The sequence below is a fragment of the Ruegeria sp. HKCCD7628 genome (genome assembly GCF_057221005.1).
Window position 1 is genome coordinate 158,046 of sequence record NZ_JBWVBA010000002.1, and the last position, 25,350, is coordinate 183,395.

Annotated in this window: 26 protein-coding genes and 2 pseudogenes; 17 read left to right on the forward strand and 11 right to left on the reverse strand. The window is 57.3% G+C overall.

Annotation, left to right across the window (positions count from 1 at the left end; translation table 11 throughout):
- From AC2TAD_RS07205 to mdh, 6 genes are all read right to left on the reverse strand, one after another.
- On the reverse strand, nucleotides 1-2,958 hold the full coding sequence (locus AC2TAD_RS07205; RefSeq protein ID WP_480866851.1) for a 2-oxoglutarate dehydrogenase E1 component: 2,958 nt from the start codon (nucleotides 2,956-2,958) through the stop codon (nucleotides 1-3).
- On the reverse strand, nucleotides 2,955-3,497 hold the full coding sequence (locus AC2TAD_RS07210; protein ID WP_170751803.1) for a DUF805 domain-containing protein: 543 nt from the start codon (nucleotides 3,495-3,497) through the stop codon (nucleotides 2,955-2,957). The genes AC2TAD_RS07205 and AC2TAD_RS07210 overlap by 4 nt, the downstream gene beginning before the upstream one ends.
- 24 nt (nucleotides 3,498-3,521) lie before the next feature.
- Nucleotides 3,522-3,947 carry a hypothetical protein gene (locus AC2TAD_RS07215; protein WP_480866853.1) on the reverse strand — a complete coding sequence of 142 codons (426 nt, stop codon included), beginning with the start codon at nucleotides 3,945-3,947 and terminating at the stop codon, nucleotides 3,522-3,524.
- Between the two features lies 1 nt (nucleotide 3,948).
- Nucleotides 3,949-4,830, reverse strand: a complete 882-nt coding sequence (sucD, locus tag AC2TAD_RS07220) for a succinate--CoA ligase subunit alpha (protein WP_480866855.1) — start codon at nucleotides 4,828-4,830, stop codon at nucleotides 3,949-3,951.
- A gap of 82 nt (nucleotides 4,831-4,912) precedes the next feature.
- Nucleotides 4,913-6,106 carry an ADP-forming succinate--CoA ligase subunit beta gene (gene sucC / locus AC2TAD_RS07225; RefSeq protein ID WP_480866857.1) on the reverse strand — a complete coding sequence of 398 codons (1,194 nt, stop codon included), beginning with the start codon at nucleotides 6,104-6,106 and terminating at the stop codon, nucleotides 4,913-4,915.
- A gap of 318 nt (nucleotides 6,107-6,424) precedes the next feature.
- Nucleotides 6,425-7,387, reverse strand: a complete 963-nt coding sequence (gene mdh, locus AC2TAD_RS07230) for a malate dehydrogenase (protein WP_170353522.1) — start codon at nucleotides 7,385-7,387, stop codon at nucleotides 6,425-6,427.
- A gap of 146 nt (nucleotides 7,388-7,533) precedes the next feature.
- Here mdh and AC2TAD_RS07235 point away from each other — a divergent pair, with 146 nt between their 5' ends.
- A complete protein-coding gene (locus AC2TAD_RS07235; protein WP_170751795.1) occupies nucleotides 7,534-8,289 on the forward strand; it encodes a sulfite exporter TauE/SafE family protein in 756 nt (251 codons plus the stop codon).
- Here AC2TAD_RS07235 and AC2TAD_RS07240 read toward each other — a convergent pair.
- Nucleotides 8,286-8,585, reverse strand: a complete 300-nt coding sequence (locus AC2TAD_RS07240) for a hypothetical protein (protein ID WP_170353520.1) — start codon at nucleotides 8,583-8,585, stop codon at nucleotides 8,286-8,288. The genes AC2TAD_RS07235 and AC2TAD_RS07240 overlap by 4 nt on opposite strands.
- Before the next feature lie 171 nt (nucleotides 8,586-8,756).
- On the opposite strand from AC2TAD_RS07240, the gene AC2TAD_RS07245 reads away from it, so the two are divergent.
- From AC2TAD_RS07245 to sdhA, 8 genes are all read left to right on the forward strand, one after another.
- Entirely contained in the window at nucleotides 8,757-9,614 is an 858-nt protein-coding gene (locus AC2TAD_RS07245; RefSeq protein ID WP_480866859.1) for an HpcH/HpaI aldolase/citrate lyase family protein, read from the forward strand.
- Nucleotides 9,615-9,620: 6 nt separating this feature from the next.
- Nucleotides 9,621-10,175, forward strand: coding sequence for an NnrU family protein (locus AC2TAD_RS07250; protein WP_480866861.1), 555 nt, complete (start codon nucleotides 9,621-9,623; stop codon nucleotides 10,173-10,175).
- Nucleotides 10,176-10,185: 10 nt separating this feature from the next.
- Nucleotides 10,186-10,392, forward strand: a complete 207-nt coding sequence (locus AC2TAD_RS07255) for a DUF1737 domain-containing protein (RefSeq protein ID WP_170751789.1) — start codon at nucleotides 10,186-10,188, stop codon at nucleotides 10,390-10,392.
- A complete protein-coding gene (locus tag AC2TAD_RS07260) occupies nucleotides 10,392-11,420 on the forward strand; it encodes a MaoC family dehydratase (RefSeq protein WP_480866863.1) in 1,029 nt (342 codons plus the stop codon). Before AC2TAD_RS07255 ends, AC2TAD_RS07260 begins: the two co-directional genes overlap by 1 nt.
- Nucleotides 11,421-11,475: 55 nt before the next feature.
- On the forward strand, nucleotides 11,476-12,138 hold the full coding sequence (locus AC2TAD_RS07265) for a DUF1194 domain-containing protein (RefSeq protein ID WP_480866865.1): 663 nt from the start codon (nucleotides 11,476-11,478) through the stop codon (nucleotides 12,136-12,138).
- Between the two features lie 198 nt (nucleotides 12,139-12,336).
- Entirely contained in the window at nucleotides 12,337-12,723 is a 387-nt protein-coding gene (sdhC, locus tag AC2TAD_RS07270; RefSeq protein ID WP_170353514.1) for a succinate dehydrogenase, cytochrome b556 subunit, read from the forward strand.
- A 12-nt stretch (nucleotides 12,724-12,735) separates the two neighbouring features.
- Entirely contained in the window at nucleotides 12,736-13,107 is a 372-nt protein-coding gene (gene sdhD / locus AC2TAD_RS07275; RefSeq protein WP_170353513.1) for a succinate dehydrogenase, hydrophobic membrane anchor protein, read from the forward strand.
- Nucleotides 13,108-13,125: 18 nt separating this feature from the next.
- Nucleotides 13,126-14,931 carry a succinate dehydrogenase flavoprotein subunit gene (gene sdhA, locus AC2TAD_RS07280; protein ID WP_353391215.1) on the forward strand — a complete coding sequence of 602 codons (1,806 nt, stop codon included), beginning with the start codon at nucleotides 13,126-13,128 and terminating at the stop codon, nucleotides 14,929-14,931.
- On the opposite strand, the gene AC2TAD_RS07285 is transcribed toward sdhA, so the two are convergent.
- Entirely contained in the window at nucleotides 14,841-15,599 is a 759-nt protein-coding gene (locus tag AC2TAD_RS07285; RefSeq protein WP_480866867.1) for a glycosyltransferase family protein, read from the reverse strand. The genes sdhA and AC2TAD_RS07285 overlap by 91 nt on opposite strands.
- A gap of 163 nt (nucleotides 15,600-15,762) precedes the next feature.
- On the opposite strand from AC2TAD_RS07285, the gene AC2TAD_RS07290 reads away from it, so the two are divergent.
- The 3 genes from AC2TAD_RS07290 (at nucleotide 15,763) to AC2TAD_RS07300 (ending at nucleotide 17,178) form a co-directional block, all read left to right on the forward strand.
- Nucleotides 15,763-16,542 carry a succinate dehydrogenase iron-sulfur subunit gene (locus AC2TAD_RS07290; RefSeq protein WP_170751781.1) on the forward strand — a complete coding sequence of 260 codons (780 nt, stop codon included), beginning with the start codon at nucleotides 15,763-15,765 and terminating at the stop codon, nucleotides 16,540-16,542.
- A gap of 88 nt (nucleotides 16,543-16,630) precedes the next feature.
- Complete coding sequence (locus AC2TAD_RS07295) at nucleotides 16,631-16,879, forward strand: hypothetical protein (protein ID WP_353391217.1); 249 nt, start codon at nucleotides 16,631-16,633, stop codon at nucleotides 16,877-16,879.
- Nucleotides 16,880-17,031: 152 nt separating this feature from the next.
- Nucleotides 17,032-17,178 carry a hypothetical protein gene (locus AC2TAD_RS07300; protein WP_170751779.1) on the forward strand — a complete coding sequence of 49 codons (147 nt, stop codon included), beginning with the start codon at nucleotides 17,032-17,034 and terminating at the stop codon, nucleotides 17,176-17,178.
- 249 nt (nucleotides 17,179-17,427) lie between these two features.
- Here the strand turns inward: AC2TAD_RS07300 and deoD are convergent, their stop codons facing one another.
- From deoD to AC2TAD_RS07315, 3 genes are all read right to left on the reverse strand, one after another.
- Nucleotides 17,428-18,138, reverse strand: a complete 711-nt coding sequence (deoD, locus tag AC2TAD_RS07305; RefSeq protein ID WP_480866869.1) for a purine-nucleoside phosphorylase — start codon at nucleotides 18,136-18,138, stop codon at nucleotides 17,428-17,430.
- Between the two features lie 17 nt (nucleotides 18,139-18,155).
- The gene (locus AC2TAD_RS07310) at nucleotides 18,156-18,473 is read right to left on the reverse strand and encodes an H-NS histone family protein (protein ID WP_170353506.1); all 318 of its coding nucleotides are present in this window, start codon (nucleotides 18,471-18,473) and stop codon (nucleotides 18,156-18,158) included.
- Between the two features lie 125 nt (nucleotides 18,474-18,598).
- Complete coding sequence (locus tag AC2TAD_RS07315) at nucleotides 18,599-20,563, reverse strand: methylmalonyl-CoA mutase family protein (RefSeq protein WP_480866871.1); 1,965 nt, start codon at nucleotides 20,561-20,563, stop codon at nucleotides 18,599-18,601.
- Between the two features lie 143 nt (nucleotides 20,564-20,706).
- Here AC2TAD_RS07315 and AC2TAD_RS07320 point away from each other — a divergent pair, with 143 nt between their 5' ends.
- The 5 genes and pseudogenes from AC2TAD_RS07320 (at nucleotide 20,707) to AC2TAD_RS07340 (ending at nucleotide 25,298) form a co-directional block, all read left to right on the forward strand.
- Nucleotides 20,707-22,095: a 1-acyl-sn-glycerol-3-phosphate acyltransferase gene (locus tag AC2TAD_RS07320; RefSeq protein ID WP_480866873.1), complete on the forward strand. Its 1,389-nt coding sequence runs from the start codon at nucleotides 20,707-20,709 to the stop codon at nucleotides 22,093-22,095.
- Nucleotides 22,096-22,207: 112 nt separating this feature from the next.
- Complete coding sequence (gene ccrA / locus AC2TAD_RS07325) at nucleotides 22,208-23,494, forward strand: crotonyl-CoA carboxylase/reductase (RefSeq protein ID WP_170751771.1); 1,287 nt, start codon at nucleotides 22,208-22,210, stop codon at nucleotides 23,492-23,494.
- Nucleotides 23,495-23,701: 207 nt separating this feature from the next.
- Nucleotides 23,702-23,923 carry a hypothetical protein gene (locus AC2TAD_RS07330; RefSeq protein ID WP_480866875.1) on the forward strand — a complete coding sequence of 74 codons (222 nt, stop codon included), beginning with the start codon at nucleotides 23,702-23,704 and terminating at the stop codon, nucleotides 23,921-23,923.
- Nucleotides 23,859-24,578, forward strand: a pseudogene (locus AC2TAD_RS07335) (helix-turn-helix transcriptional regulator). The gene AC2TAD_RS07330 and the pseudogene AC2TAD_RS07335 overlap by 65 nt, the downstream one beginning before the upstream one ends.
- Nucleotides 24,579-24,660: 82 nt before the next feature.
- A pseudogene (locus tag AC2TAD_RS07340) lies at nucleotides 24,661-25,298 on the forward strand (acyl-homoserine-lactone synthase).
- Nucleotides 25,299-25,350 lie beyond the last annotated feature (52 nt).

A 25,350-nucleotide genomic window follows, 5' to 3' on the forward strand; every position in this document is an offset into this window, starting at 1 on the left:
TTACTTTCCTTCAATGCTCAGCGCTTCGTTCACCAGCGCTTCTTGTTGGGCTTTGTGTTGGCTGGCCAAACCCGTCGCGGGCGAGGCCGAAGTGGCGCGACCGACATAGCGGGGCCGTGTATGTTTGGCTTTAATCCGGGTCAAAACCCATTCGATGTTGGGTTCGATAAAGGTCCAGGCACCTTGGTTCTTGGGCTCTTCCTGACACCAGACGATCTCGGCGCCCTTGAAACGCTCAAGCTCGTTGATCAGCGAGTGCGCCGGGAAAGGATAATATTGCTCGATCCGCATTAGATAGACGTCGTCGATGCCGCGCGCGTCCCGTTCTTCCAGCAAGTCATAGTAGACCTTGCCCGAACACAGAACGACTCGCTTGATCTTGTCATCCTTGACCAGCTTGGTGTCAGAATTGCCATGCTGCGCGTCATCCCACAGCACCCGATGGAAGCTGGAGCCGGTGGTGAAATCCGCAGCCGTGCTGACGGCCAGCTTGTGCCGCAACAGCGATTTCGGCGTCACCAGGATCAGCGGTTTGCGGAAGGTCCGGTGCAGCTGACGGCGCAAGATGTGGAAATAGTTCGCAGGCGTCGTACAGTTTGCCACGATCCAGTTGTCCTGACCGCACATCTGCAGGAACCGTTCCAGACGCGCTGACGAGTGTTCGGGGCCTTGCCCTTCGAACCCGTGCGGCAGCAGCGTGACCAGACCAGACATGCGCAGCCATTTGCTTTCGCCCGAGCTGATGAACTGGTCGAACATGATCTGCGCGCCGTTGGCAAAGTCGCCAAACTGCGCTTCCCACAGGGTCAGCGCGTTGGGTTCGGCCAGCGAATAGCCATATTCGAACCCAAGCACCGCGTATTCCGACAGCATCGAGTCGATCACCTCGTACTGTGATTGACCAGCCCGGATGTTGTTCAGCGGATAGTACCGCTCTTCTGTTTCCTGATGGACAAAGCCAGAATGGCGTTGGCTGAACGTCCCGCGTGTCGCGTCTTGGCCAGACAGACGCACCGGATAGCCTTCGGTCAAAAGCGACCCAAAGGCCAGCGCCTCACCCGTAGCCCAGTCAAAGCCTTTGCCATTGTCGAACATCTGCTTTTTGTGGTCCAAAAGACGGCCCACTGTTTTGTGCAAAGCAATATCCGCAGGAACATGGGTCAGGGCTGTGCCGACCTCGGCCATAGTTTCTGGCGTGATCGCGGTATCGCCCCTGACATATTCGTCTTTATTCTTGTCCAGATGTGACCAGCGCCCATCCAACCAGTCGGCCTTGTTGGGCTTATAGTCTTTCCCGGCTTCGAACTCGTCATTCAGCTGCGCCTGGAAGGCGGCTTTCATATCCTCGATCTCGCCTTCGGGGATCAGGCCGTCTTTGACCAGACGCTCGGTATACAGCGACAGGGTCGTCTTATGTGTCTTGATCTTCTTGTACATGATCGGGTTGGTGAACATGGGCTCGTCGCCCTCGTTGTGACCAAACCGGCGGTAGCAGAAGATGTCGATGACCACATCCTTGTGGAACTTCTGGCGGAACTCGGTCGCGACCTTGGCGGCATGAACCACGGCCTCAGGGTCGTCACCGTTCACGTGGAAGATCGGTGCCTCAACCATCAGCGCGATATCGGTGGGGTAGGGGCTGGAGCGGCTGAAATGCGGCGCAGTGGTGAACCCGATCTGGTTGTTCACTACGATATGCATGGTGCCGCCGGTTTTGTGACCGCGCAGACCCGACAGGCCAAACCCTTCGGCCACGACACCCTGACCAGCAAAGGCCGCGTCGCCATGCAGCAGGATGCCCATCACAGCGGTACGCTCGTTGTCTTTCAACTGATCCTGTTTGGCGCGGACCTTGCCCAGAACGACGGGGTTCACCGCCTCAAGGTGCGAGGGGTTGGCCGTCAGCGACAGGTGAACGCTGTTGCCATCAAACTCGCGGTCGCTCGAGGCGCCGAGGTGGTATTTTACATCGCCTGAGCCATCCACATCCTCGGGCTTGAAGCTGCCGCCCTGGAATTCGTTGAAGATCGCGCGATAGGGTTTGCGCATCACGTTGGCCAGAATGTTAAGACGGCCTCGGTGCGGCATCCCGATAACAATGTCACGCACACCCAGCGCGCCGCCGCGCTTGATGATCTGTTCCATCGCGGGGATCAGAGCCTCACCGCCGTCCAGGCCGAACCGCTTGGTGCCCATGTATTTGACGTGAAGGAATTTCTCGAAGCCCTCAGCTTCGACCATCTTGTTCAGGATGGCTTTGCGTCCTTCCTTGGTGAAAGCAATTTCCTTGCCGTAGCCTTCGATCCGTTCCTTCAGCCAAGCAGCCTGTTCTGGATCTGAGATATGCATGTATTGCAGCGCAAAGGTGCCGCAATATGTGCGTTTCACGATATCAACGATCTGCCGCATCGAGGCCATCTGCAGGCCCAGCACGTTGTCGATAAAGATCGGCCGGTCCATGTCGGCCTCGGTAAAGCCATAGGTCTTTGGATCCAGCTCGGGGTGGTTTGTTGCGGCGCGCATCCCCAGCGGGTCGAGATCGGCGGCCAGATGGCCCCGAATCCGATAGGCCCGGATCAGCATCAAGGCCCGCAGGCTGTCCAGCACCGCGCGCTTGATCTGGTCTTCGCTGACCTCAACGCCCTTGGCCGCCGCCTTATCTTTGATCTTGTTGCCCGCCGCCTTGGCGTCAATCTCGGCCCACTCGCCCGTGAGCGCCCCGGTCAGGTCATCCGCCGGCATCGGCGGCCAGTCGGTGCGCGCCCAGGATGGCCCCTCGGCCTCGCGCTGCACATCCGGCGAGGCATCGCCCATGGCGCGAAAGAACTCGGCCCAGGCCGCATCAACCGCGTTCGGGTCGCGCGTGTATTGAGCGTAAAGCTGCTCCAGGTATTCGGCGTTGTGCCCCTGCATGAAGCTTGAGGCATGAAAGGCGGAGTTGGGCGAGTGCTCGGTCATTGGGTTACCTCATATGGGTTGGGACCGTATTTGTTGGTGCCTGGCTGGCTGGGGCGGGTCAGCCACCACAGCACCAGAAGCGGCGAGATCATCAGGATTAGAAGGGTGGGTATAACAATCAGTAAAGTCGCGCGGGTGAACAGGACATCCAGGTTGCCGCCATGCTGGAAGCTGGACGCCATGCCGATACCGAACACCAGCACCGCAACGGCCCCGGCCATCAGGAGCAGCGGAAACAGAGCATAAAGCCCGCTGCGTCCGGTATCATGCATTCGCCGCCATGCGACCGCGAGATGCGGGAAGAAGACGATTAGGCTGACAATGCTCTGCACCGGTTGACTCGATGTGGCAGCGACGGATTTCGTCGTTTCGGTCTCGGTCGTGGCGACTTGCGTGAAAAACTGAAGGTCGATGAAACCTGCGATGAGGCTCCAGATCACGATGAACAGGAAAAAGAACCAGTATTCAGGCCGCGAGGCGCGACCAGAGAACGTGAAGAACTTGGAGAAACAGGTGCGGATGGCATCGGAGAAGGTCATGGCGATTTAAACTCTTCCTCCTCTTTAGTTTACACCGGTGCAATCAAACGTAGTTTGACGACGTTCGAGCAACCAGTAGTAACGTCCCACTTGCACGTCTGAAACCAAACGCGCTTTTCCGTCAAACTGTGAACACCATAATTCGGCCGCTGCACGCATTTCGGCGTCGTCAACTCGAATGTTCAGATAGGTGAAAGCGATCTTGTCGTTCTCTAGTAAATCTGTTTCGGCACCATCGAGGCCTGTAATAGCTCGAACAACGAATTGATCCATTGGAACAATACCAGAGTTTTGGGATGCAACAGATGTTCCTAGAAAGGAGAGCAAAATTAAGAGACCCGCACGGTGGGCACCGCCGGGCATCGCCCAACCCGCCCCAAAGGGCGGGTGCTTCTTGCCCACCCCTTGGGCGGGCGCTGCCCTCAGTTCTGAGATCAGCGCCTGTTCCATTTTACCCAATCGCTTCCAGCACGGCCTCACCCAGCGTTGCCGGGCTTTCTGCCACGACGATACCGGCCGAGCGCATGGCTTCGATCTTATCCTCGGCACCGCCTTTGCCACCGGCGACGATCGCGCCTGCGTGGCCCATGCGGCGGCCCGGAGGGGCTGTGCGGCCTGCAATGAAGCCAGCAACCGGCTTTTTGCGGCCCTTCTTGGCTTCATCCGCCAGGAACTGTGCGGCTTCCTCTTCGGCTGAACCACCGATCTCACCGATCATGATGATCGAGTGGGTCTCGTCATCGGCCAGGAACCATTCCAGCACGTCGATATGTTCGGTGCCTTTGATCGGGTCGCCGCCGATGCCGACGCAGGTTGACTGGCCCAGACCCACGTCAGTGGTCTGTTTGACAGCCTCATAAGTGAGGGTACCGGAACGAGACACAACGCCGACCGAGCCGCGCTTGTGGATGTGGCCGGGCATGATGCCGATCTTGCAGGCATCCGGCGTGATGACACCGGGGCAGTTCGGGCCGATCAGGCGCGATTTGGAGCCTTCCAGCGCGCGCTTTACCTTCATCATGTCCAGAACCGGGATGCCTTCGGTGATGCAGACGATCACTTCCATCTCGGCGTCAATCGCTTCGAGGATCGAGTCAGCTGCGAAGGGCGGTGGCACATAGATCACCGAGGCATTGGCTTCGGTCTCATGCTTGGCCTCGTGGACCGAGTTGAACACGGGCAGGTCAAGATGGGTCATCCCGCCTTTGCCGGGGGTCACGCCGCCGACCATCTTGGTGCCATAAGCAATGGCCTGTTCAGAGTGGAATGTGCCCTGCGAGCCGGTAAAGCCCTGACAGATCACTTTGGTATTTTCGTCGATGAGGACTGCCATCTGGCGTTCTCCTTTGTAGGGCGGGCCTCAGCCCACCGAAATCTTGGGAAAGATGGGCCGAAGCCCATCCAACGGGATGACATCAGCCTTTGACGGCCTTCACGATCTTCTCGGCACCGTCTTTCAGGTTGTCCGCTGCGATTACGTCCAGGCCAGAGGTGTTGATGATCTCTTTGCCCTTCTCAACGTTCGTGCCTTCCAGACGCACGACCAGGGGGACCTTGAGGCCGACCTCTTTCACCGCGGCGACTACGCCTTCGGCAATCACATCACAGCGCATGATGCCGCCGAAGATGTTGACCAGAATGCCTTTGACGTTCGGGTCCGAGGTGATGATCTTGAACGCCTCGGTCACTTTCTCTTTGGTGGCTCCGCCACCTACATCGAGGAAGTTGGCAGGCTCGGCACCATACAGTTTTATGATGTCCATGGTCGCCATCGCCAGACCGGCACCGTTCACCATGCACCCAATCTCACCATCCAGCGCGATGTAGTTCAGGTCGTATTTCGAGGCTTCGAGTTCTTTGGGGTCTTCCTCGGTCTCGTCGCGCAGTTCAGCGATGTCGGGGTGGCGGTAAACTGCGTTGCCGTCAAAGCCCAGCTTGGCGTCCAGCACCTTGAGGTCGCCGCCTTCGGCCACGATCAGCGGGTTGATCTCCAGCATCTCCATGTCCTTCTCGACGAAGGCCTGGTACAGCTGACCCATCAGCTTGACGCATTGCTTGACCTGCGCGCCTTGCAAACCCAGCGAGAAGGCGATGCGACGACCGTGATAGGCCTGATAGCCGGACACAGGGTCCACCGAGAAGGACAGGATTTTCTCGGGCGTGGACTCGGCGACTTCTTCGATGTCCATGCCGCCTTCGGTCGAGCAGACAAAGGAAATGCGGCTGGTCTGGCGATCCACCAGCAGCGCCAGATACAACTCACGCTCGATGCCGGACCCGGCCTCGATATAAATGCGGTTGACCTGCTTGCCCGCGGGGCCGGTCTGATGTGTAACCAGCGTGCGGCCCAGCATCTTTTTGGCTTCTTCGGCGGCCTCTTCGACCGATTTGGTCAGACGGACACCGCCCTTTTCACCGGCGTCGGCCTCTTTGAACGAGCCCTTGCCGCGGCCACCTGCGTGGATTTGGGCTTTGACAACCCAAAGGGGGCCATCCAGTTCACCGGCTGCGGTTTTGGCTTCCTCGGCGCGCAGAACCGCGCGACCTTCGGAGACCGGAGCGCCATAGCTGCGAAGAAGAGCCTTGGCTTGGTATTCGTGAATATTCATCGAAATTGTCCCGTCTGACTACGATTAGATCGTTATAGGGGTGTCTAGGGGACAAGTTTAAAGGTTTTTTTGCCGCCGACGCAGTTTTTAGCAAAGATTTTCAGCATTTGTGATCACAGTATTTTCTGGTGTGATCACAAATTTTGTGGGCGGTGTATGTTGATTCGATATCTGGATGCGCATGGCCATTGGTGCCAACAAATAAAGGATTTGCGACGTTTGCGCCAACATTGGCGACACGTCTAACATCAGCCTTGATTGCAAAAGAAAACCGGCCCAAAGAGGACCGGTTTTTTTGAATTTTGTGCTGTGGAAGGATCAGGCCAGAGAGCTGTCGATACCCTTGCACGCTTCGATCAGGCCCTTCACGGCGTTGACCGAGTTGTCGAAACCGGCTTGCTCTTCTTCGTTGAGCTTGATGTCGACAACACGCTCGATGCCGCCTGCGCCGATCACGGTGGGGACGCCGACATACATGCCATCTACGCCCAGCTCGCCATTGCAATAGGCGGCACAGGGCAGAACGCGCTTCTGGTCTTTCAGATAGGCTTCGGCCATTTCGATCGCCGAGGTGGCCGGAGCATAGAAGGCCGAGCCGGTTTTCAGCAGTCCAACGATTTCGGCACCGCCGTCACGGGTGCGCTGAACGATGGCGTCCAGTTTCTCCTGTGTGGTCCAGCCCATTTCAACCAGATCGGGCAGCGGGATACCGGCAACGGTCGAGTAACGCACCGACGGCACCATGGTGTCGCCGTGGCCACCCAGAACGAACGCGGTGACGTCGCGCATCGAGACGTTGAACTCTTCCGACAGGAAATGGGCAAAACGGCCCGAGTCCAGAACGCCGGCCATGCCGCATACCTTGTTATGGGGCAGGCCCGAGAATTCGCGCAGCGCCCAGACCATTGCGTCCAGCGGGTTGGTGATGCAGATGACGAACGCATCCGGAGCATTGGCAGCGATGCCTTCACCCACGGATTTCATGACCTTCAGGTTGATGCCCAGCAGGTCGTCGCGGCTCATGCCCGGTTTGCGGGGCACACCGGCGGTGACGATGCAGACGTCCGCGCCTGCGATGTCTTCGTAGGACTGGGTGCCCTTCAGCTTGGCGTCGAACCCTTCGGAGGGGCCGGATTCTGCGATGTCCAGCGCCTTGCCTTCGGGGGTGCCTTCGGCGATGTCGAACAGGACGACGTCACCCAGTTCTTTCATTGCAGCGAGGTGGGCGAGCGTGCCGCCGATCTGACCTGCGCCGATCAGCGCGATCTTGGGTCTGGCCATGTGGAAAATCTCCGATGCGGTTAGAAATCGCGGTCGTGCTAGTCGGTAAAACGGATTTGTGCAAGGGTTGTGCTGCGTGGCATACAACCGCATACCGTATTTGTGCCGTCCGAGGGGCGCGATTCCTGAAGTATTCGGAAGACTAAATGTTCGAACTGGACCTGATGTTTTTTGCCGTGGCGATCCCGGCCGTGATCTTCGCCGGCATTTCCAAGGGCGGGTTCGGGTCGGGCGTGGCCTTCGCGTCTTCGTCGATTCTGGCGCTGATCCTGACGCCGGGACAGGCGCTGGCGCTGATGCTGCCGATCCTGATGGTGATCGACGTCGCCACGCTGAAACCCTATTGGAAACGCTGGAGCTGGCCGGATTCGCGCCTGCTGATCCTTGGCGCTGTGCCTGGTATCGCTCTGGGCGCGTGGCTGTATCGCGTGACAGATGACGATTTGCTGCGTCTGCTGATCGGGGGGATCTCGGTCGGGTTCGTGGTCTGGCATGTGGCGCAAAGCAAGGGCTGGATTCGCGGCTTTGCCAACCGGCTGCCACCCTCGGCCGGGCTGTTTGCGGGGCTGGTGGCCGGGTTCACCAGCTTTGTCAGCCACGCCGGCGGCCCGCCCGCAGCCGTATACCTGCTGTCGCAACGCCTGACGAAGACCGAGTTTCAGGCCAGCACCGTGCTGGTTTTCTGGGTCATCAACGCAGCGAAATTCGTGCCCTTCGCCTATTTGGGCCTGTTCACATGGCACACGGCGCTGGCGGATCTACTACTGACCCCTTTCGCCATTCTTGGCGCGTGGTTGGGCGTCCGGGCGCATTTCATGCTGTCAGAGCGCCTGTTCTTTGGCATCGCTTATGTCCTGCTGACCCTGACCGGCAGCAAACTGATCTGGGATGCGCTGACCTAGACGTTGGGCGGCAGCGCCTCGGCCATGTCCTCATAAGACTGACCGGACGCGATCAGACAGGTCATTCCGTCTGGCATCGTCACCGTGATCGTCCAACTACCGCTTGTGTCCGAGGCATAGACCTCCATCACCGCGCCTCGGCGCGCGATGCCGATGCCCTGACGGGTCTCGCCATAGGTTTCGGTCAACCGCTTGACCACGTCTTCGCGCGGGGCGCAGTTCCGGGCCTGTACCTGCTGGGCGGCCAGCACCATGATGCCCAGCCCCATCGTCATCTTGAACAGCGTCTTTTTCATCCGTGCACCCTTTCGACTCCATCTGCCCCAAAGGGTGCAGGCGAGGCACCGAAATCCGGTTAAGCCAACGCACGTTGCGTCGCTTATGCTGCAATGCGGCGATTTTGCTCTTGAACTTTCCGGCAAAAAATGCCCCATTCCGCGCAACTTTATTTCTTAAGGGAGAGGCCAATGGACCCCCGTCAGCGCCCCTATCGTTCTGTTCTGTATATCCCCGGCTCGAAAGATCGGGCGCTGGACAAGGCGCGCACCTTGCCGGTCGACGCGATCATCTTTGATCTGGAAGATGCCGTCGCAGCGGATGAAAAAGAGAACGCGCGTGAAACGCTCAAGGCCGCTCTGGCTGCTGGCGGATACGGTGCGCGGGTCAAGATCGTGCGCATCAACGGGCTGGACACCGAATGGGGCCGTGCTGATGCCGAGGCCGTGCCGGACATGGATGCCGATGTGGTTCTGTTGCCTAAGGTGAACTCGGCCGCTGATGTAGACGCTCTGGCGGCGATCACAGGAGATATGCCGACCTGGGCGATGATGGAGACACCGCGCGGAATGTTGAACGCCGCCGAAATCGCGGCGCATCCGCTGATGGCAGGCTTTGTGATGGGCACCAATGACCTGGCCAAGGAATTGCAGACCCGTTTCCGTCCCGATCGCCTGCCGCTGATGACCTCGCTGGGCCTGTGTCTGCTGGCCGCCAAGGCCGAGGGCCTGATCATCGTGGACGGCGTTTATAACGCCTTCAAGGATGACGAGGGGCTAGCCGCAGAATGTACGCAGGGCCGCGATATGGGCTTTGACGGCAAGACGCTGATACACCCGGCTCAGGTCGAAATCACCAACGCGGCCTATGCGCCCTCGGATGCGGAAATAGATCTGGCCCAACGTCAGATCACGGCCTTTGAAGAGGTCGAAGCGCAGGGGCAGGGCGTCGCTGTCGTGGATGGCAAAATTGTTGAGAACCTGCACGTTGCAACCGCCCGCGAAATTCTGGCAAAAGCAGAGGCGATTTCAGCTTTGCAAGCGGGGTAAGCCAGCATGGGCTTTGTTCTTCTGATCCTTGGTGTGGCGCTTTGGTGGGCCGCACATCTGTTCAAACGCGTCGCGCCCGCACGGCGGGCGGGCATGGGCGATGGCGGCAAAGGTGCGATGGCACTGGCGCTGGTGGCGGCGATTTTGCTGATGGTCTTCGGTTATCGCATGACCGATTTCATCTATGTCTGGGCGCCGCCCACATTCCTGATCCACGTCAACAACCTGCTGGTGCTGATCGCCATCTTCCTGATGAGCCCCGCACCCAAGAAAGGCCGCCTGCTGAACAAGCTGCGCCATCCGATGCTGGGCGGGTTCAAGCTGTGGGCCTTTGCGCATCTGCTGGTGAATGGCGATCTGGCCTCGATCATCCTGTTCGGCGGATTGCTGGCCTGGGCCGTGGTCGAAGTGATCGTGATCAACAAGTCCGAGCCTGACTGGACACCCGGTGAACCCGGAACCTACGGCAAAGACGCGATGTTCTTTGTGGCCTCGATCGTTCTGCTGGGTGTCATCGGCTATATTCACGGGCTGGTCGGCCCGTCTCCGTTCGGATCGTGAGGGGAATAAAATGGCAAAACTCTATCGTCTGCTGACGGAAGAGGACACCTCGGCCTTTTGCCACAAAGTGTCCGACGCTCTGGCCAAAGGGTGGGAGCTGTATGGCGACCCGTCTTATGCCTTTGACGCCGCCAATAACGTGATGCGCTGTGCGCAGGCTGTGACCAAAGAGGTCGCGGCCGACTATTCACCCGATATGAAACTGGGACAGCAATAATGGCAAAGACCAATCCGGGCCGCTTTTTCGAGGACTATTCCGTCGGGCAGGTGCTGCAACACGCGGTGCCGCGCACCGTTACCGATGGTGAGCGGGCGCTGTATCACGCGCTCTATCCTGCGCGTCATGCGCTCTATTCCTCGGACGAGTTCGCCCGGGCATCCGGCTTGCCACAAAGCCCGTTGGACGATCTGGCGGCGTTTCATGTGGTGTTCGGCAAGACAGTGCCGGATGTCTCTCTGAATGCAGTTGCCAATCTGGGCTATGCCGAGGGGCGCTGGCTGAAACCGGTCTATGCTGGTGACACGCTGCGGTCAGAATCCGAGGTGATTGGGGTCAAGCAGAACTCGAACGGCAAAACCGGGGTGGTTTATGTGCGCACCCGTGGCCTGAATCAGCGCGATGAGGCGGTCATGGAATATGTCCGCTGGGTGATGGTCCGCAAATCAGACCTGTCCGCCCCCGCACCCGACGCAGTGGTGCCCGAGTTGAAAAAGGCGTTGGAGCCAAGCGATCTGGTCATTCCGCAGGGTTTGAATTTCTCGAACTACGATTTTGCCCAAGCCGGTGAGGCGCATCGCTGGGGCGATTATGAGATCGGCGAAAAGATCGACCACGTGGACGGTGTCACAATAGAAGAGGCCGAGCATATGCTGGCCACCCGCCTTTGGCAGAACACCGCCAAAGTGCATTTCGACCTGACCTTCCGCCCGGAGGGACGCCTGATTTATGGCGGTCACGTGATCTCGATGGCGCGGGCATTGTCTTTCAATGGTCTGGCCAATGCGCAGATGGTGGTGGGCCTGAATGGCGGCGCGCACGCCAACCCGTGTTTTGCGGGTGATACGATCAAGTCGTGGTCCGAGGTTCTGGACAAGGCCGAAACCGGCGTGCCCGGCGTGGGGGCGATCCGTCTACGCTTGGTCGCAACAAAGTGCGGCGAACCCTTCCTGCTGAAAAACGAAGACGGGCGCTATATGCCCAACGTGTTGCTTGATCTGGACTACTGGGCATTGATGCCTGTTTGATACCTACCCACATTCATGTGATCGCAGCCCGCGTCATTCGTGCTAGGCTGCGGTCATGCGCGCGTTCCGATCCATAGCTTTGAGTTTTTGCCTGGCTTCACCCGCCATGGCCTGCGATCTTGCGCTGGCGTTGGCAGTGGATGTCTCTGGATCGGTTGATTCCTCGGAATACCGTATTCAGATGGACGGGTTGGCTGCAGGTTTGCGCGATCCCATCGTGTCTGAAGCACTGGTGCGTGGTCAGGCCCGCTTGATGCTTGTGCAATGGACAGGCGCCTCGCGGCAGAAGATCACAATCCCCTGGACCAATATCGACAGTTTCGAAACGCTGGATCTGTTTGCAGATCAGGTGGCTGCTGACCCGCGCGTCTGGCGTAATTTCTCGACCGCAATAGGCGAGGCCCTGGAAATGACGCTGTCGAGTTTTGACGAAGTCGCCACCTGCAAAAGGCATCTTATCGATATCTCGGGCGATGGAACCTCTAACGAAGGGGTTGAGCCTAGCGAGATACATGAAGTTTTGCGTAGCCAAGGTGTAACAGTGAACGCGATTGCGATCGAAGAAAGCGAACCAGAGCTGACCGCCTACTTCTTTGAAAACGTGATCGTGGGCGAAGGGGCCTTTGTGGTCTCGGCTGCGGGGTTTGAAGATTACCCCGAACGTATTCGCAAGAAATTGTTGCGGGAAGTGACGCAGCAAACCGCAGGTCTGGACTGAGTGAATGCAGATTCGGAAGTCGCGGCGCTAACACTCGATGGACTTGAATTCATTTGTGATCACGTCATTATTTTGTGTGATCACAATTCTCAAATATGCGTCATTTTGCTCCAATATTAGGCTTTTTTGCATCTGCAGCACGTGACAGAGTCGCAAAAAACAGTAAAACGTTCGGTAGCCAACCGAAAAGGAGCCGCCATGGCCGATGTTAACCGGGGCAATCGCCCGTTATCGCCGCATCTGTCGATCTATCGCCCGCAGTTGACCTCGGTCACCTCTATTCTGACCCGTATCACCGGGAACGCGATGATCGTGGCGGCCTTGCTGATCGTATGGTGGTTTCTGGCCGCCGCATCCTCGCCCGAAGCATACGAGCGTGCGAATTGGTGGCTGACATCGGTTTTGGGTGATCTTGTGATGGCTCTGTCCCTGTGGGGGTTGTGGTACCACACGCTGGCAGGTGTTCGGCACCTGATCTGGGACAACGCGAAGGGGCTGGAGTTGCCGGTCGCGGAGAAGCTGGGTTGGGCGGTTGTCATCGGGTCGGTTGTCCTGACCCTGCTGACCCTGATCATCGTTGCGTAAAGGAGGCCAGACATGCGTTATCTGACAGACCGCAAACGCGCCAGTGGCCTTGGATCGGCCAAGGCAGGCACAGCTCATTTCTGGCGGATGAAGGTCAGCTCGGTGGCATTGCTGATCCTTGTTCCGCTGTTCATCTTCACCTTTGGTCCCATGCTGGGGCAGCCTTATGATGTGGTGCTGGACTACTATTCGCGCCCGTTCCCGGCAATTGTTGCGGCACTGACGCTTGTGATCGGCATGAAACACTTCGCCGAAGGGGCGCAGGTGATGCTTGAGGATTATACCCACGGCACGACCGAGAAGGTCCTGATCATCCTGACCACCTGCTTGTCCTACGGCGCGGCTGCGGCGGGCCTATTCGCCATCGCCCGCATTGCCCTCTAATTCCCGGAGCTGAAAGAAATGGCTGCATACGAATACGAAACGCACGAATATGACGTGGTCGTTGTCGGCGCCGGTGGGGCGGGTCTGCGGGCCACCCTGGGCATGGCCGAACAAGGGTTGCGCACCGCCTGTGTAACCAAGGTTTTTCCGACCCGCTCGCATACAGTGGCGGCGCAGGGCGGCATTGCCGCGTCACTGTCGAATATGGGTCCGGACCACTGGCAGTGGCACATGTACGACACCGTCAAAGGCTCGGACTGGCTGGGCGATACTGACGCAATGGAATACCTCGCGCGTGAGGCGCCCAAGGCCGTGTACGAGCTGGAGCACTACGGTGTGCCTTTCAGCCGGACCGAGGAAGGTAAGATCTATCAGCGCCCGTTCGGTGGCCACACCACCGAATTTGGCGAAGGCCCTGCAGTGCAGCGCACCTGTGCGGCTGCTGACCGGACCGGCCACGCGATCCTGCATACTCTGTACGGGCAATCGCTGAAGAACAACGCCGAGTTCTACATCGAATACTTCGCCATCGACCTGATCATGTCCGACGATGGGCAGTGTCAGGGCGTCGTCTGCTGGAAGCTGGACGACGGCACGATGCATGTTTTCAATGCCAAGATGGTTGTGCTGGCGACCGGCGGTTACGGTCGCGCCTATTTCAGCGCAACCTCGGCCCATACCTGCACCGGCGACGGCGGCGGCATGGTGGCCCGTGCAGGCCTGGCCTTGCAGGATATGGAGTTCGTGCAGTTCCACCCCACCGGCATCTACGGTTCGGGCTGCTTGATCACCGAAGGCGCGCGAGGAGAGGGCGGATACCTGACCAACTCGGAAGGCGAGCGGTTTATGGAGCGCTATGCGCCCCAGTACAAAGACCTGGCGCCCCGTGACTATGTAAGCCGTTCGATGACGATGGAAATCCGCGAAGGCCGTGGCCACGGTGACAATGGCGACCATATCCACCTGAACCTCAGCCACCTGCCTGCCGAGGCGCTGGCCGAGCGTTTGCCGGGCATTTCAGAATCTGCGCGCGTCTTTGCGGGCGTGGATGTCACCAAGGAACCGATCCCGGTTCTGCCGACGGTTCACTACAACATGGGCGGTATCCCCACAAACTATTGGGGCGAGGTTCTGAACCCCACCGCCGATAATCCAACCGCCGTGGTTCCCGGCCTGATGGCTGTGGGCGAGGCCGGTTGTGCCTCAGTTCATGGGGCAAACCGCTTGGGCTCGAACTCTTTGATCGACCTTGTGGTCTTTGGCCGCGCGGCCGCGATCCGGGCCGGTAAGGTTGTAGATGCCGAGGCTGCGAATCCGGTGCTGAATCAGGCGTCGGTCGATAAGGCTTTTGACCGGTTCGATACGGCACGCAACGCCAATGGTTCGATTCCGACCGCCGACCTGCGGCTTGAGATGCAGAAAACCATGCAGGCTGACGCGGCAGTATTCCGTACCGCTAAGACCATGGCCGAAGGCGTCGAAAAGATGACGGCCATTGCGGCTAAGATGGATGATCTGAAAGTCACCGACCGCTCGTTGGTGTGGAATAGCGACCTGATGGAGACGCTGGAACTGGGCAACCTGATGCCGAGCGCATTGGCAACGATCGTCGGAGCCGAAGCGCGTAAGGAATCTCGTGGTGCCCATGCCCATGAGGATTTTGCCGAGCGCGATGATGAGAACTGGCGTGTTCACACCGTCAGCCGGGTCGAGGGTAATAAGGTTGAGCTCAGCTATCGTCCTGTGATTGCGGACCCGCTGACGACCGAAGCCGAAGGCGGAATCAGCCTCAAGAAAATCGCACCGAAGGCGCGGACTTTCTGACGCATTAGCCTGCGTCCCGAGCGAAAGACTTTCCCGACCACCGATAGCTCGAACGAATGTCCGCGATTGGTCAATTTGCGGGCGGCTTCATGCAGCTTGTCCAGGTCACGATTTCCACGCATTGCACCAAAAGCCAGGAATCGGATCGGTTGGTTTGCGGGCGCTGACCGGTTAAGCGTGACCTCCGTCGGCTCATAGACGCCAAGGTAACTTGGATGGGGAATCAATCGAATCTTCTCTGAATCTGCACCATATTCCGAGATCATGTGACGCGCCGCGTGGAGTGTATGCACATGAATCAGGTCAGACATCTGAGTCAGTTGCTGGCGAATCTGCCGAAAATTGTCGGTAAGCTCGGCCTGCGAATGCGCTGCCTGGTTGTGGATGGTCCAAATCAGACGCCCGCCGTTTTCCCGGTAGCGCTCTAGCCCTTGTTTGACTTCTTGAAAAAGCGGACTTGTGTCATCGGATTCGACGATACGGAACAGGCGGTCATCCCAATGAAGATGAATAATCCTGTGTGCTGCTCTGAAATCGGGGTTTGCGAATTGCGCAAACGAAACCTCGCGTGGGGCGGACAAAGTGAATTCGGGGCTGCAAGCCGAATACATCATATCCTGATAAGGGTTCTTCGTGCCGTATGGGAAATTGGCGACTTTGGTTTGCATTTAGGGTCCCGGATGCTGCTCATCATTTGCGGGGTCTTGCCTGATTGCTAAATCCCGGTGCATAGGCGAATTTGCCTATTTTTATTGGGTGTTTTCAAGGCTAAATGGTTGGCTTTCAGCGGTTCTGAGTGTATCAATACGCAGGAATTTAGCGAGGTCGGAAATGGTACAGCTCACCCTGCCAAAGAATTCCCGGATCACAACCGGAAAAACCTGGCCCAAGCCGGATGGCGCAACCAACGTGCGCAAGTTTCAGATCTATCGCTGGAACCCGGATGATGGTCAGAATCCTAGGGTTGATACCTATTTCGTTGATATGGACAACTGTGGTCCAATGGTTTTGGACGCGCTGATCAAGATCAAGAACGAGATTGACCCAACCCTGACTTTCCGCCGGTCCTGCCGCGAAGGCATTTGCGGATCCTGCGCGATGAACATCGACGGGATCAACACGTTGGCCTGTATCTATGGTATGGATGAGATCAAGGGCGATGTTAAGATTTACCCGCTGCCGCATATGCCGGTCGTCAAGGACCTGATACCGGACCTGACGCATTTCTATGCTCAGCATGCCTCGATCATGCCATGGCTGGAAACCAAGACCAACCGCCCCGCGAAAGAGTGGAAGCAGTCCATCGAAGATCGCAAAAAGCTGGATGGTCTGTATGAGTGCGTGATGTGCGCAAGCTGCTCGACCTCGTGCCCCAGCTATTGGTGGAATGGCGATCGCTACCTTGGGCCCGCAGCTTTGTTGCACGCCTATCGCTGGATCATCGACAGCCGTGATGAAGCCACGGGTGAACGTCTGGACGAGTTAGAAGATCCCTTCAAACTGTATCGTTGCCACACGATCATGAACTGCGCCAAGACTTGCCCCAAGGGCCTGAACCCGGCCAAGGCGATTGCCGAAATCAAAAAGATGATGGTCGAACGGGCAGTTTGATCACAGTTTCAAAAAATGACAAACCCTGGGATGGAAATCTCCCGGGGTTTTTCGTGTCATGCGGGTATTGAAATATCGGAGTATCTCAATGACTAGAATGCTGACAAAGGTTTTTCCCCTCGTTGCGCTTGCGGTTGTGTCCGCCTGCAGCGGGTCAAGTGGCAGCCGGGCGGACCTTGTTTTCAAACAGGTGGATTGCGCAAATCAAGCCGGGATTGAAGGCCAATTCACCACTCAGATTGTCCGTAAAGATGGCAAACACACCGAGGTGTTTGTTCCGGGCAACGGGGTTAGCGAAGCGCAGGCCGCCCAAGCGAATGCCTGTGTCACCGCGTAAATCAGATGACCTGCAAGGTTGGCAAAACCATATGCCAGCCTTGCATGCAAATGAGGAATGGCGAGACTGCAAAAAGATGAGGTGACCCCCGCAGCTTGACAGCCTATTTTCCGCACAGGGAGGAGTGATGGAACCGGAATGGGATCGCTCCGATGCAAGTGCAGGAATCTGAAAACAAATCGAACGCAGCTGAGGCGCTGGCGCTTTTGGAACAGGCGTGGGCTTACTACATGCCTGAACCCACCGAAACTGCAGAGCTGCGCGAACCTGAGCTTTTTGAATACGCGAACGCGGCTTGATGCGATGGGCGGAATGGGCAATGGATAGCCATGCCTGTTCTGTTGCTTTTACTTGCCGCCGGTGTTTTCGCCTACCTTTATTGGCGGTCCAGAACGACGTCACTGTCCCGCGATTGCCGGTGGCGTCAACATCGAAAGGAAGGCATCTGGGTCTGCGCGTTTTGCGGCGCCCAGCATGAGGGTAAAGACGGGCCGAACATATGTCTTAGAGAGCGCTAAACAAGCAGGGCAGTTTCGCCCTGCTTGAATCTATGCTGCGGGAAAGGCTGCGTGCAGAGCGATCTCGACCATATCGCCAAAGCTGCTTTCACGCTCGGAAGAGGGCAGAGCCTCTCCGGTCAGCAAGTGGTCCGAGACGGTGAGAACGGCCAGTGCCCTGCATTGATGGCGGGCGGCCAGAATATACAACTCGGCAGCTTCCATTTCGACGCCCAAGATACCATGACGCACCATCTGTTCATTCAAGTCGGGGCGCTCATCATAAAAAACGTCGGACGAGTAAATGCCCCCTACATGGGTCGGCGTACCCTTCGCGGCTGCAGCCGTCGCGGCGGCTTGCAACAGGTCCCAATCCGCACACGGGGCAAAATTCAGCTCTTTCATGATCCCGCGGGACGGCGTGCTAAGCGTGGTCGATGTCATGGCAAGGATCACGTCGCGGATATTGACCTTATCCTGCATGCCGCCGCATGAACCGATGCGGATCAGGGTCTTGGCTCCATAATCGCGGATCAGCTCGTTCACGTAGATCGAGAGCGATGGCATACCCATCCCGCTGCCCTGAATGGTTACGCGGTTGCCCTTCCACGTCCCGGTGAACCCCAACATGCCGCGCACATTGTTGACTTGTTTTACGTCGTCCAGAAACGTTTCGGCCGCCCATTTTGCCCGGTATGGGTCGCCGGGCAAAAGAACCGTTTCTGCAATTTCGCCTTTTTCGGCACCAATATGAATTGTCATGTCAAAGTTAATTCCTATCAGATTTCCAAATCGGCTATATCCGCTCCGGAATTGAGCGCGTCATGAACCCATTGCGGTTTGCGTCCGCGTCCAGACCACGTTTGAGTTGGCTCAGATGGGTTGCGATATTTGGCATTTGCTTTTGGTTTACTGCCCGATCCGATGCCGCCATCCGACAATTCAGACAAGGAAAAGCCGAATTCAGCCGCAGCTTTTTCTGCAGCTTTCAAAGCCTCTTGCCGTTCGCGTTTTTCTGCTTTTATTAATGCCTTATCTAACTGCCCGCGCAGGTCAATCAGCTCTTTGCGCGACATTTTTTCAAGGTTAATCGCCATTCGTGTTCTCCCAGCCCAAGTTTTATTACGGCGTTTTCAAAGCAATGCCGTAAATCCAACAACGGGCGATATCTATCCCAATTTACCATGGAATAGATATTGAAAAAGAACAGGTAATGCGACTGTTATTGAGCGGCAATGTTTTGAGGGTCAACCAGCGTAACAATATCCCCCATTATTGCGTTCAGCTCAAAGTTCTTGGGGGTATAGATCTGCGCGACGCCCATTGCCCTCAGCTTTTCCGCATCATCTTCGGGGATGATCCCGCCGACAATTACCGGAACGTCTAAGCCGGCGGTATTCAGGCGCGCCATGACATCCTGCACCAGAGGAATATGGCTGCCCGACAAGATTGAAAGGCCAATCACATGAGCCTGATCTTCCATCGCCGCGGTCACAATTTCTTCGGGTGTCAGACGGATGCCTTCATAGCTGATGTCCATACCGCAATCGCGGGCGCGGAAAGCGATCTGTTCCGCGCCGTTTGAATGGCCGTCCAACCCTGGCTTGCCGACCAGAAACTTCAGACGACGACCAAGCTTGTCGCTGACCGCATCCACAGCGGCGCGCAGGTCTTCCAAACCTTCGGTTTTGTTCGATACCGACCCGGACACACCGGTCGGCCCACGATAGGTGCCATAAACCTTGCGCATTTCTTCGGCCCATTCGCCAGTGGTGACACCGGCCTTGGCAGCTCCGATCGAAGGCTCCATGACGTTCGCACCTGTCTGCGCCGCTTCGCGCAATGACGCCAACGCCGCGGTAACGGCCGCGTCATCGCGCTCGGAGCGCCATTCGTTGAGACGGCTGATCTGCTCTTGCTCGACCGCTGGATCGACAACCATGATGCCGCCGTCCTCGGTCTGCAGCGGTGAGGGTTCACCTTCGGTCCACTTGTTCACGCCGACGACAACGGTTTCATTACGTTCGATGCGATTCAGGCGCTCGGCGTTCGAGTCCACCAGACGGGACTTCATGTATTCGATCGAAGCGACAGCACCACCCATCGAATCCAGATTTGCCAACTCGGCGCGCGCGCCTGCTTTCAGTTCTTCGACCTTAGCGTCGACAGCGGGGTTGCCGTCGAACAGATCGCCGTATTCCAGAAGATCGGTCTCATAGGCCAGAATCTGCTGCATCCGCATCGACCATTGCTGATCCCATGGGCGGGGCAGACCCAGCGCCTCGTTCCAGGCAGGCAACTGAACCGCGCGGGCGCGGGCCTTTTTCGACAGAGTCACGGCCAACATCTCGATCAGGATGCGATAGACGTTGTTTTCTGGTTGTTGCTCGGTCAAGCCGAGCGAGTTCACCTGCACGCCGTAGCGGAAGCGGCGGAACTTGGGATCTTCGACCCCGTAACGGTCTTTCAGAATCTCGTCCCAAAGATCCACGAAGGCGCGCATCTTGCACATCTCGGTGACAAAACGGATGCCCGCGTTCACAAAAAACGAAATCCGACCGCAGAGCGCGGGGAAATCTTCGGCCGGTACGCGCGGGCGCAGCTCGTCCAGAACGGCAATGGCCGTTGCCAATGCATAGGCCAGTTCTTGTTCGGGTGTCGCGCCAGCTTCTTGTAAGTGATAGGAACACACGTTCATCGGGTTCCATTTTGGCACGTTGGTATAGCAGTACTCGGCCACATCCGCGATCATCTTCAGCGACGGTTTCGGCGGGCACACGTAAGTACCGCGGCTCAGATATTCCTTGATCAGGTCGTTCTGAACCGTCCCTTGCAGCTTGGATACATCAGCACCCTGCTCCTCGGCCACGGCGATATACAGCGCCAGCAACCATGGTGCCGTTGCGTTGATGGTCATCGAGGTATTCATCTGCTCCAGGGGAATCTGGTCGAACAGAACCCGCATGTCGCCCAAGTGACTGATAGGAACACCGACTTTCCCAACCTCGCCCCGTGCCAACGTATGGTCGCTGTCATAGCCAGTTTGAGTGGGCAAATCGAAGGCCACTGACAGCCCGGTCTGACCCTTTGCCAGATTGCCGCGATACAATGTGTTCGACGCCTTTGCGGTGGAATGACCGGCGTAGGTTCGGATGAGCCAGGGGCGATCTTTCTGCGTCTGCGTCATAGCGGGCCTCGTGTCCTTGGTGGGCAATAAAATTACTTTGAAGGCTTCTAAAGCGCAATTTTTGGGATATGTCAATTCGCTGCGATGCGGCATATGCAGTTCTTGTGATTGTAGGACGCAACGTTTGCTGTCAGGGTGCGCGCATGACTGAGACCGTGGAGCTTCCGCTTTGGCTGTTTTTGCTGATCCTGGTGTTTGCCGCGGTCACATTTGCTTCGCATTTTCTGTTTCCGTCCGTGCGATGGTTCTTTCGTCGTCGCCTTGAACGTGCGGTGAAGCGCCTGAATACGCGGCTGCAGCGCCCGATTCAGCCTTTCAAGCTGGCCGAGCGGCACGACATGATCCAGCGCCTGATTTACGACCCCCAAGTGGGACAAGCGGTTCAGGATCATGCACATGAAACCGGCGTCCCCGAAGCGGTGGCTTTCGAAACCGCCCGCCGTTACGCGCGTGAGATCGTGCCATCTTTCTCGGCGGTGGCGTATTTCAGTTTTGCAATTCGGGTCGCCCGCATGCTGAGCAATGCGTTCTACGATGTGCGCCTCAGCTATCAGGATGAGGAGGCGATAAAAAACATCGACCACGACGCAACCGTTGTGTTTGTGATGAACCATCGCAGCAACATGGATTACGTTTTGGTCACGTATCTGGCCGCGCAGCACTCGGCATTGTCCTATGCGGTGGGCGAGTGGGCACGTGTCTGGCCGCTCAGCCGCTTGATCCGGGCCATGGGCGCTTACTTTATCCGTCGCAGATCGGGCAGCGAGCTCTACCGACAGGTCCTAGCCTGTTATGTGCGTCACGCGACCGAAGCAGGGGTAACGCAGGCTATGTTCCCTGAAGGGGGATTAAGCCTAAGTGGTGCTCTGGGGCGTCCTAAGCTGGGTCTGTTGAAGTATATTCTGGATGGAACCAAACCGGATGGACGAGATGTGGTCTTTGTGCCTGTCGCGCTGAATTACGACCGGGTTCTTGAAGATACGATCCTGACAAAGGCTGCGCTGGGGAATGAAAGGCGTTTTCGCGCCCGTATTGGGGTGATTACGGGTTGGATTCTCAAGCAGATCGGTCGCCGTCTGATCGGGCGATACACTCGGTTCGGACTAGCGTCGGTGCGGTATGGGAAACCGATCTCTTTGCAGGAGTTTCGTACCGAGCATGAGCGGGACGTCATGACGGATCTGGCGCGTGCCCTGATGGGCCGTATCAAAGATGCTATCCCGCTTGTCCCTCTGCCGGCGATCTGCAAGCTGATCCAGGAACGTGGTGAATTGTTGGAAGATGACGTCCGACGTATTGTTTCGGATTCCATGCGACGCGACGGAACTTCGGCAGATCCAGATGACACTGTGATTACCCAGGCTCTGGACCAACTCGTGCAGAGGCGGATCCTGAAGCAGGTGGATGGAAAAATATCCCAATCTGGTCAACGGGTTGACCTGTTGAACTACTACGCGGCCTCTGCACGAGAAGATATCGAGTTTGGAGATGCTGCGCCAGCAAAAGAAATTTCTGCACCCGCTGGGTCATAAAATTACAAAATAGATGCAAATTCTATTGCAATATTGCTCAGGTCCAAATATCTCATCTGGTAACGCAGGCGATTCTGCATCGCGGCGAAGGGTTAGATAAAAGGAGGCCAACATGGCTCTGGACACCGAAAGCGGTATCGCGTCCTACGACGCGCCGGAAAAAGACCTCTATGAGATGGGCGAAATCCCTCCGATGGGATTTGTGCCTAAGAAAATGTATGCGTGGGCGATCCGTAAGGAACGCCATGGCGAGCCGGACACGGCCATGCAGCTGGAAGTGGTCGATGTGCCCAAGCTGGACAGCCACGAGGTGCTGGTTCTGGTGATGGCGGCTGGTGTGAATTATAACGGCGTTTGGGCGTCGCTGGGCAAACCGATCAGCCCGTTTGACGGTCACGGTCAACCGTTCCATATCGCGGGTTCGGATGCTTCGGGCATCGTCTGGGCCGTGGGCGACAAAGTGCGCCGCTGGAAAGTGGGTGATGAGGTCGTGATCCATTGCAATCAGGATGACGGCGACGACGAAGCCTGCAATGGCGGCGATCCGATGTACTCCGACAGCCAGCGTATCTGGGGCTATGAGACACCGGACGGGTCTTTTGCCCAGTTCACCAATGTCCAAGCGCAGCAGTTGATGCCGCGCCCCAAGCACCTGACCTGGGAAGAAAGCGCCTGCTATACGCTGACACTGGCCACCGCCTACCGGATGCTTTTCGGTCACGAGCCGCATGACCTGAAACCCGGTCAGAACGTTTTGGTTTGGGGCGCTTCGGGTGGTCTGGGGTCTTATGCGATCCAGTTGATCAATACGGCGGGCGCAAATGCGATCGGTGTGATCTCGGATGAAAGCAAGCGTGATTTCGTGATGGGTCTGGGCGCAAAGGGCGTTCTGAACCGCAAAGATTTCAACTGCTGGGGTCAGCTGCCTACCGTAAACACGCCGGAATATGCCGAGTGGTTCAAAGAGGCCCGCAAATTCGGCAAGGCCATCTGGGACATCACCGGCAAGGGTGTGAATGTCGACATGGTGTTCGAACACCCCGGCGAAAGCACCTTCCCTGTCTCGACCTTCGTGGTGAAAAAGGGCGGCATGGTCGTGATCTGTGCTGGCACCACCGGATACAACCTGACCTTCGACGTGCGTTATATGTGGATGCACCAGAAGCGTCTTCAGGGTTCGCACTTTGCGCATCTGAAGCAGGCATCGGCGGCAAACCAGCTGATGGTCGAGCGTCGTCTGGACCCCTGCATGTCTGAAGTCTTTGCGTGGAACGAGCTGCCCGAAGCCCACATGAAAATGATGCGCAACGAGCATAAGCCCGGCAACATGTCGGTTCTGGTTCAGGCACCGCGCACCGGAATGCGCACCCTCGAAGAGGTTCTGGACGCACGCGGGTAACAGGCCTGCTTCTCTAGAAATTGCGCCCGCGAATCGTTAATTCGGTTCGCGGGTGCGTTGCGTTTTGGGCGCGGGTGATCGTTTTCAACGACTTGCAAAACCCGACCCCGCTATTTTTGGGGAGTAGAAACCAGTGAATAGCCGCAAAAACACTGCACATGTTATGGTTGTGTTAACCCTTCGTTAACCGTTTCGGAGCGACTCTAGATGGCGAAAAATGAGTGGATACTGGACGTTTTGTCGGATCTCAACGCATTCGCCGTTGAGAACGGTTTGACCGCGCTTGCCGAGCAGTTGGATGACACCAAGCTGATCGCAGCGGCCGAGATTGCGTCCTTGAAGGATGAGGCTCGGACGCCCGCGAATGGGAACAACACCGGATATGGCTCAGGTCCTGGAGGACTTGGAAAACACCAGCACGCTTGGTGAACTAAGCGATGTTGCCGTCAGGTTGCGCGACCGGCTACAGGTTGAACATCCTATATATCATTGGGTTGACGGGGCAGGTGACCAGTACGGTTATACCACCTATCCCGACGCCTGGGCAGAACGATACCGCGAGCGGAATTACCACCGTATTGATCCGGTAATTCTGGGCTGTTTCCAACGCTTTCACCCGGTGGATTGGAAGTCCTTGGACTGGTCGGGCAAGGTGGCGAAGAGTTTTCTTCAGGATGCGCTCGAACACGGGGTGGGCAATCAGGGCTATTCTATCCCGATTCGAGGTCCTAATGGTCAGTTTGCCTTGTTCACCGTTAACCATTCCTGCGACGATAACAGCTGGAAAAGATTTATTGATGCGCATGGGCGCGAGCTGATTTTGATTGCTCATTATTTCAATCGCAAAGCGCTGGAATTTGAAAGCGCTCGTCAACCGGACGTACCGCGCAGTCTTTCACCTCGCTAGGTGGATGCAATGACCCTGTTGGCGTTGGGCTATAGCCGCGCACAGGTTGCGCACTCGTTGTCGATCTCGGAACACACCTTAAGGGTCTATATCGAAAGTGCCCGAGCCAAACTTGGGGCACAAAACACGACCCATGCGATCGCAACAGCGCTAAGCCGAGGATTAATAGTCGTTTAACGGCCGCGCGCACCTCGAACGGTAAATTAACCACGACTTCGTACCCCCTTCGTTCCTGCACAGGACGACAAGGGGAAATGTCATGTTGCGCTATTTGTTTGCCGACGAACTTAACAAGTTTCCGGAGCTCGCCGGCGGAATGTTCCGCGACCGAGCCGATCAGTTCAAAACCCGACTGGGTTGGGACGTATATGTCAATGAAAGGGGGGAAGAGCGGGATCAGTATGATGATCTGAACCCGCTCTATGTTATCTGGGAAGAAGAAGACGGCAGTCATGGCGGCTCGATGCGTGTGTTGCCGACAACCGGGCGCGTTATGGTAAACGAAGTCTTCGGACATTTGACCGGAGGTGAGCCGATCCACAGCCCACTGATCTGGGAGGTAACGCGGTTTTGCCTGTCGCGCACCGCTAGCCCGCATACCGCCGGTGCTATCATGCTGAGCGGGGGCGAAATCATGGAAGGGTTCGGCCTGACCCACATCGCCGGCGTGTTTGATGCACGAATGATCAGGATTTACCGGCTGATCGGGTCGTCTCCGGTGGTGTTGGGGTCGCAAGGAACGGGGCGTGATCAGATTTCGGTAGGGCTGGGCCTTATTCTTCTGACGATTGCAACCGTGTGGCCGAACGGGCCGGCATCCCGCGTGAACTGTCGCGTCTTTGGTTCAAGACCGCTTTCGGAACCGCGCGGCAGCATCGGTTTGCTCTGTCGGCATAACTTGCGGAAAAGCGGAAACCGCATCTGGTGATAGCTGGCGCGGCCTTGTAGG

What these genes read in the sequence shown, in the direction of transcription:
- AC2TAD_RS07205 (WP_480866851.1), bottom strand. Translation starts at nt 2,958, where the DNA reads ATGACCGAGCACTCGCCCAACTCCGCCTTTCATGCCTCAAGCTTCATG.
- AC2TAD_RS07210 (WP_170751803.1), bottom strand. Translation starts at nt 3,497, where the DNA reads ATGACCTTCTCCGATGCCATCCGCACCTGTTTCTCCAAGTTCTTCACG.
- AC2TAD_RS07215 (WP_480866853.1), bottom strand. Translation starts at nt 3,947, where the DNA reads ATGGAACAGGCGCTGATCTCAGAACTGAGGGCAGCGCCCGCCCAAGGG.
- sucD (WP_480866855.1), bottom strand. Translation starts at nt 4,830, where the DNA reads ATGGCAGTCCTCATCGACGAAAATACCAAAGTGATCTGTCAGGGCTTT.
- sucC (WP_480866857.1), bottom strand. Translation starts at nt 6,106, where the DNA reads ATGAATATTCACGAATACCAAGCCAAGGCTCTTCTTCGCAGCTATGGC.
- mdh (WP_170353522.1), bottom strand. Translation starts at nt 7,387, where the DNA reads ATGGCCAGACCCAAGATCGCGCTGATCGGCGCAGGTCAGATCGGCGGC.
- AC2TAD_RS07235 (WP_170751795.1), top strand. Translation starts at nt 7,534, where the DNA reads ATGTTCGAACTGGACCTGATGTTTTTTGCCGTGGCGATCCCGGCCGTG.
- AC2TAD_RS07240 (WP_170353520.1), bottom strand. Translation starts at nt 8,585, where the DNA reads ATGAAAAAGACGCTGTTCAAGATGACGATGGGGCTGGGCATCATGGTG.
- AC2TAD_RS07245 (WP_480866859.1), top strand. Translation starts at nt 8,757, where the DNA reads ATGGACCCCCGTCAGCGCCCCTATCGTTCTGTTCTGTATATCCCCGGC.
- AC2TAD_RS07250 (WP_480866861.1), top strand. Translation starts at nt 9,621, where the DNA reads ATGGGCTTTGTTCTTCTGATCCTTGGTGTGGCGCTTTGGTGGGCCGCA.
- AC2TAD_RS07255 (WP_170751789.1), top strand. Translation starts at nt 10,186, where the DNA reads ATGGCAAAACTCTATCGTCTGCTGACGGAAGAGGACACCTCGGCCTTT.
- AC2TAD_RS07260 (WP_480866863.1), top strand. Translation starts at nt 10,392, where the DNA reads ATGGCAAAGACCAATCCGGGCCGCTTTTTCGAGGACTATTCCGTCGGG.
- AC2TAD_RS07265 (WP_480866865.1), top strand. Translation starts at nt 11,476, where the DNA reads ATGCGCGCGTTCCGATCCATAGCTTTGAGTTTTTGCCTGGCTTCACCC.
- sdhC (WP_170353514.1), top strand. Translation starts at nt 12,337, where the DNA reads ATGGCCGATGTTAACCGGGGCAATCGCCCGTTATCGCCGCATCTGTCG.
- sdhD (WP_170353513.1), top strand. Translation starts at nt 12,736, where the DNA reads ATGCGTTATCTGACAGACCGCAAACGCGCCAGTGGCCTTGGATCGGCC.
- sdhA (WP_353391215.1), top strand. Translation starts at nt 13,126, where the DNA reads ATGGCTGCATACGAATACGAAACGCACGAATATGACGTGGTCGTTGTC.
- AC2TAD_RS07285 (WP_480866867.1), bottom strand. Translation starts at nt 15,599, where the DNA reads ATGCAAACCAAAGTCGCCAATTTCCCATACGGCACGAAGAACCCTTAT.
- AC2TAD_RS07290 (WP_170751781.1), top strand. Translation starts at nt 15,763, where the DNA reads ATGGTACAGCTCACCCTGCCAAAGAATTCCCGGATCACAACCGGAAAA.
- AC2TAD_RS07295 (WP_353391217.1), top strand. Translation starts at nt 16,631, where the DNA reads ATGACTAGAATGCTGACAAAGGTTTTTCCCCTCGTTGCGCTTGCGGTT.
- AC2TAD_RS07300 (WP_170751779.1), top strand. Translation starts at nt 17,032, where the DNA reads ATGCAAGTGCAGGAATCTGAAAACAAATCGAACGCAGCTGAGGCGCTG.
- deoD (WP_480866869.1), bottom strand. Translation starts at nt 18,138, where the DNA reads ATGACAATTCATATTGGTGCCGAAAAAGGCGAAATTGCAGAAACGGTT.
- AC2TAD_RS07310 (WP_170353506.1), bottom strand. Translation starts at nt 18,473, where the DNA reads ATGGCGATTAACCTTGAAAAAATGTCGCGCAAAGAGCTGATTGACCTG.
- AC2TAD_RS07315 (WP_480866871.1), bottom strand. Translation starts at nt 20,563, where the DNA reads ATGACGCAGACGCAGAAAGATCGCCCCTGGCTCATCCGAACCTACGCC.
- AC2TAD_RS07320 (WP_480866873.1), top strand. Translation starts at nt 20,707, where the DNA reads ATGACTGAGACCGTGGAGCTTCCGCTTTGGCTGTTTTTGCTGATCCTG.
- ccrA (WP_170751771.1), top strand. Translation starts at nt 22,208, where the DNA reads ATGGCTCTGGACACCGAAAGCGGTATCGCGTCCTACGACGCGCCGGAA.
- AC2TAD_RS07330 (WP_480866875.1), top strand. Translation starts at nt 23,702, where the DNA reads ATGGCGAAAAATGAGTGGATACTGGACGTTTTGTCGGATCTCAACGCA.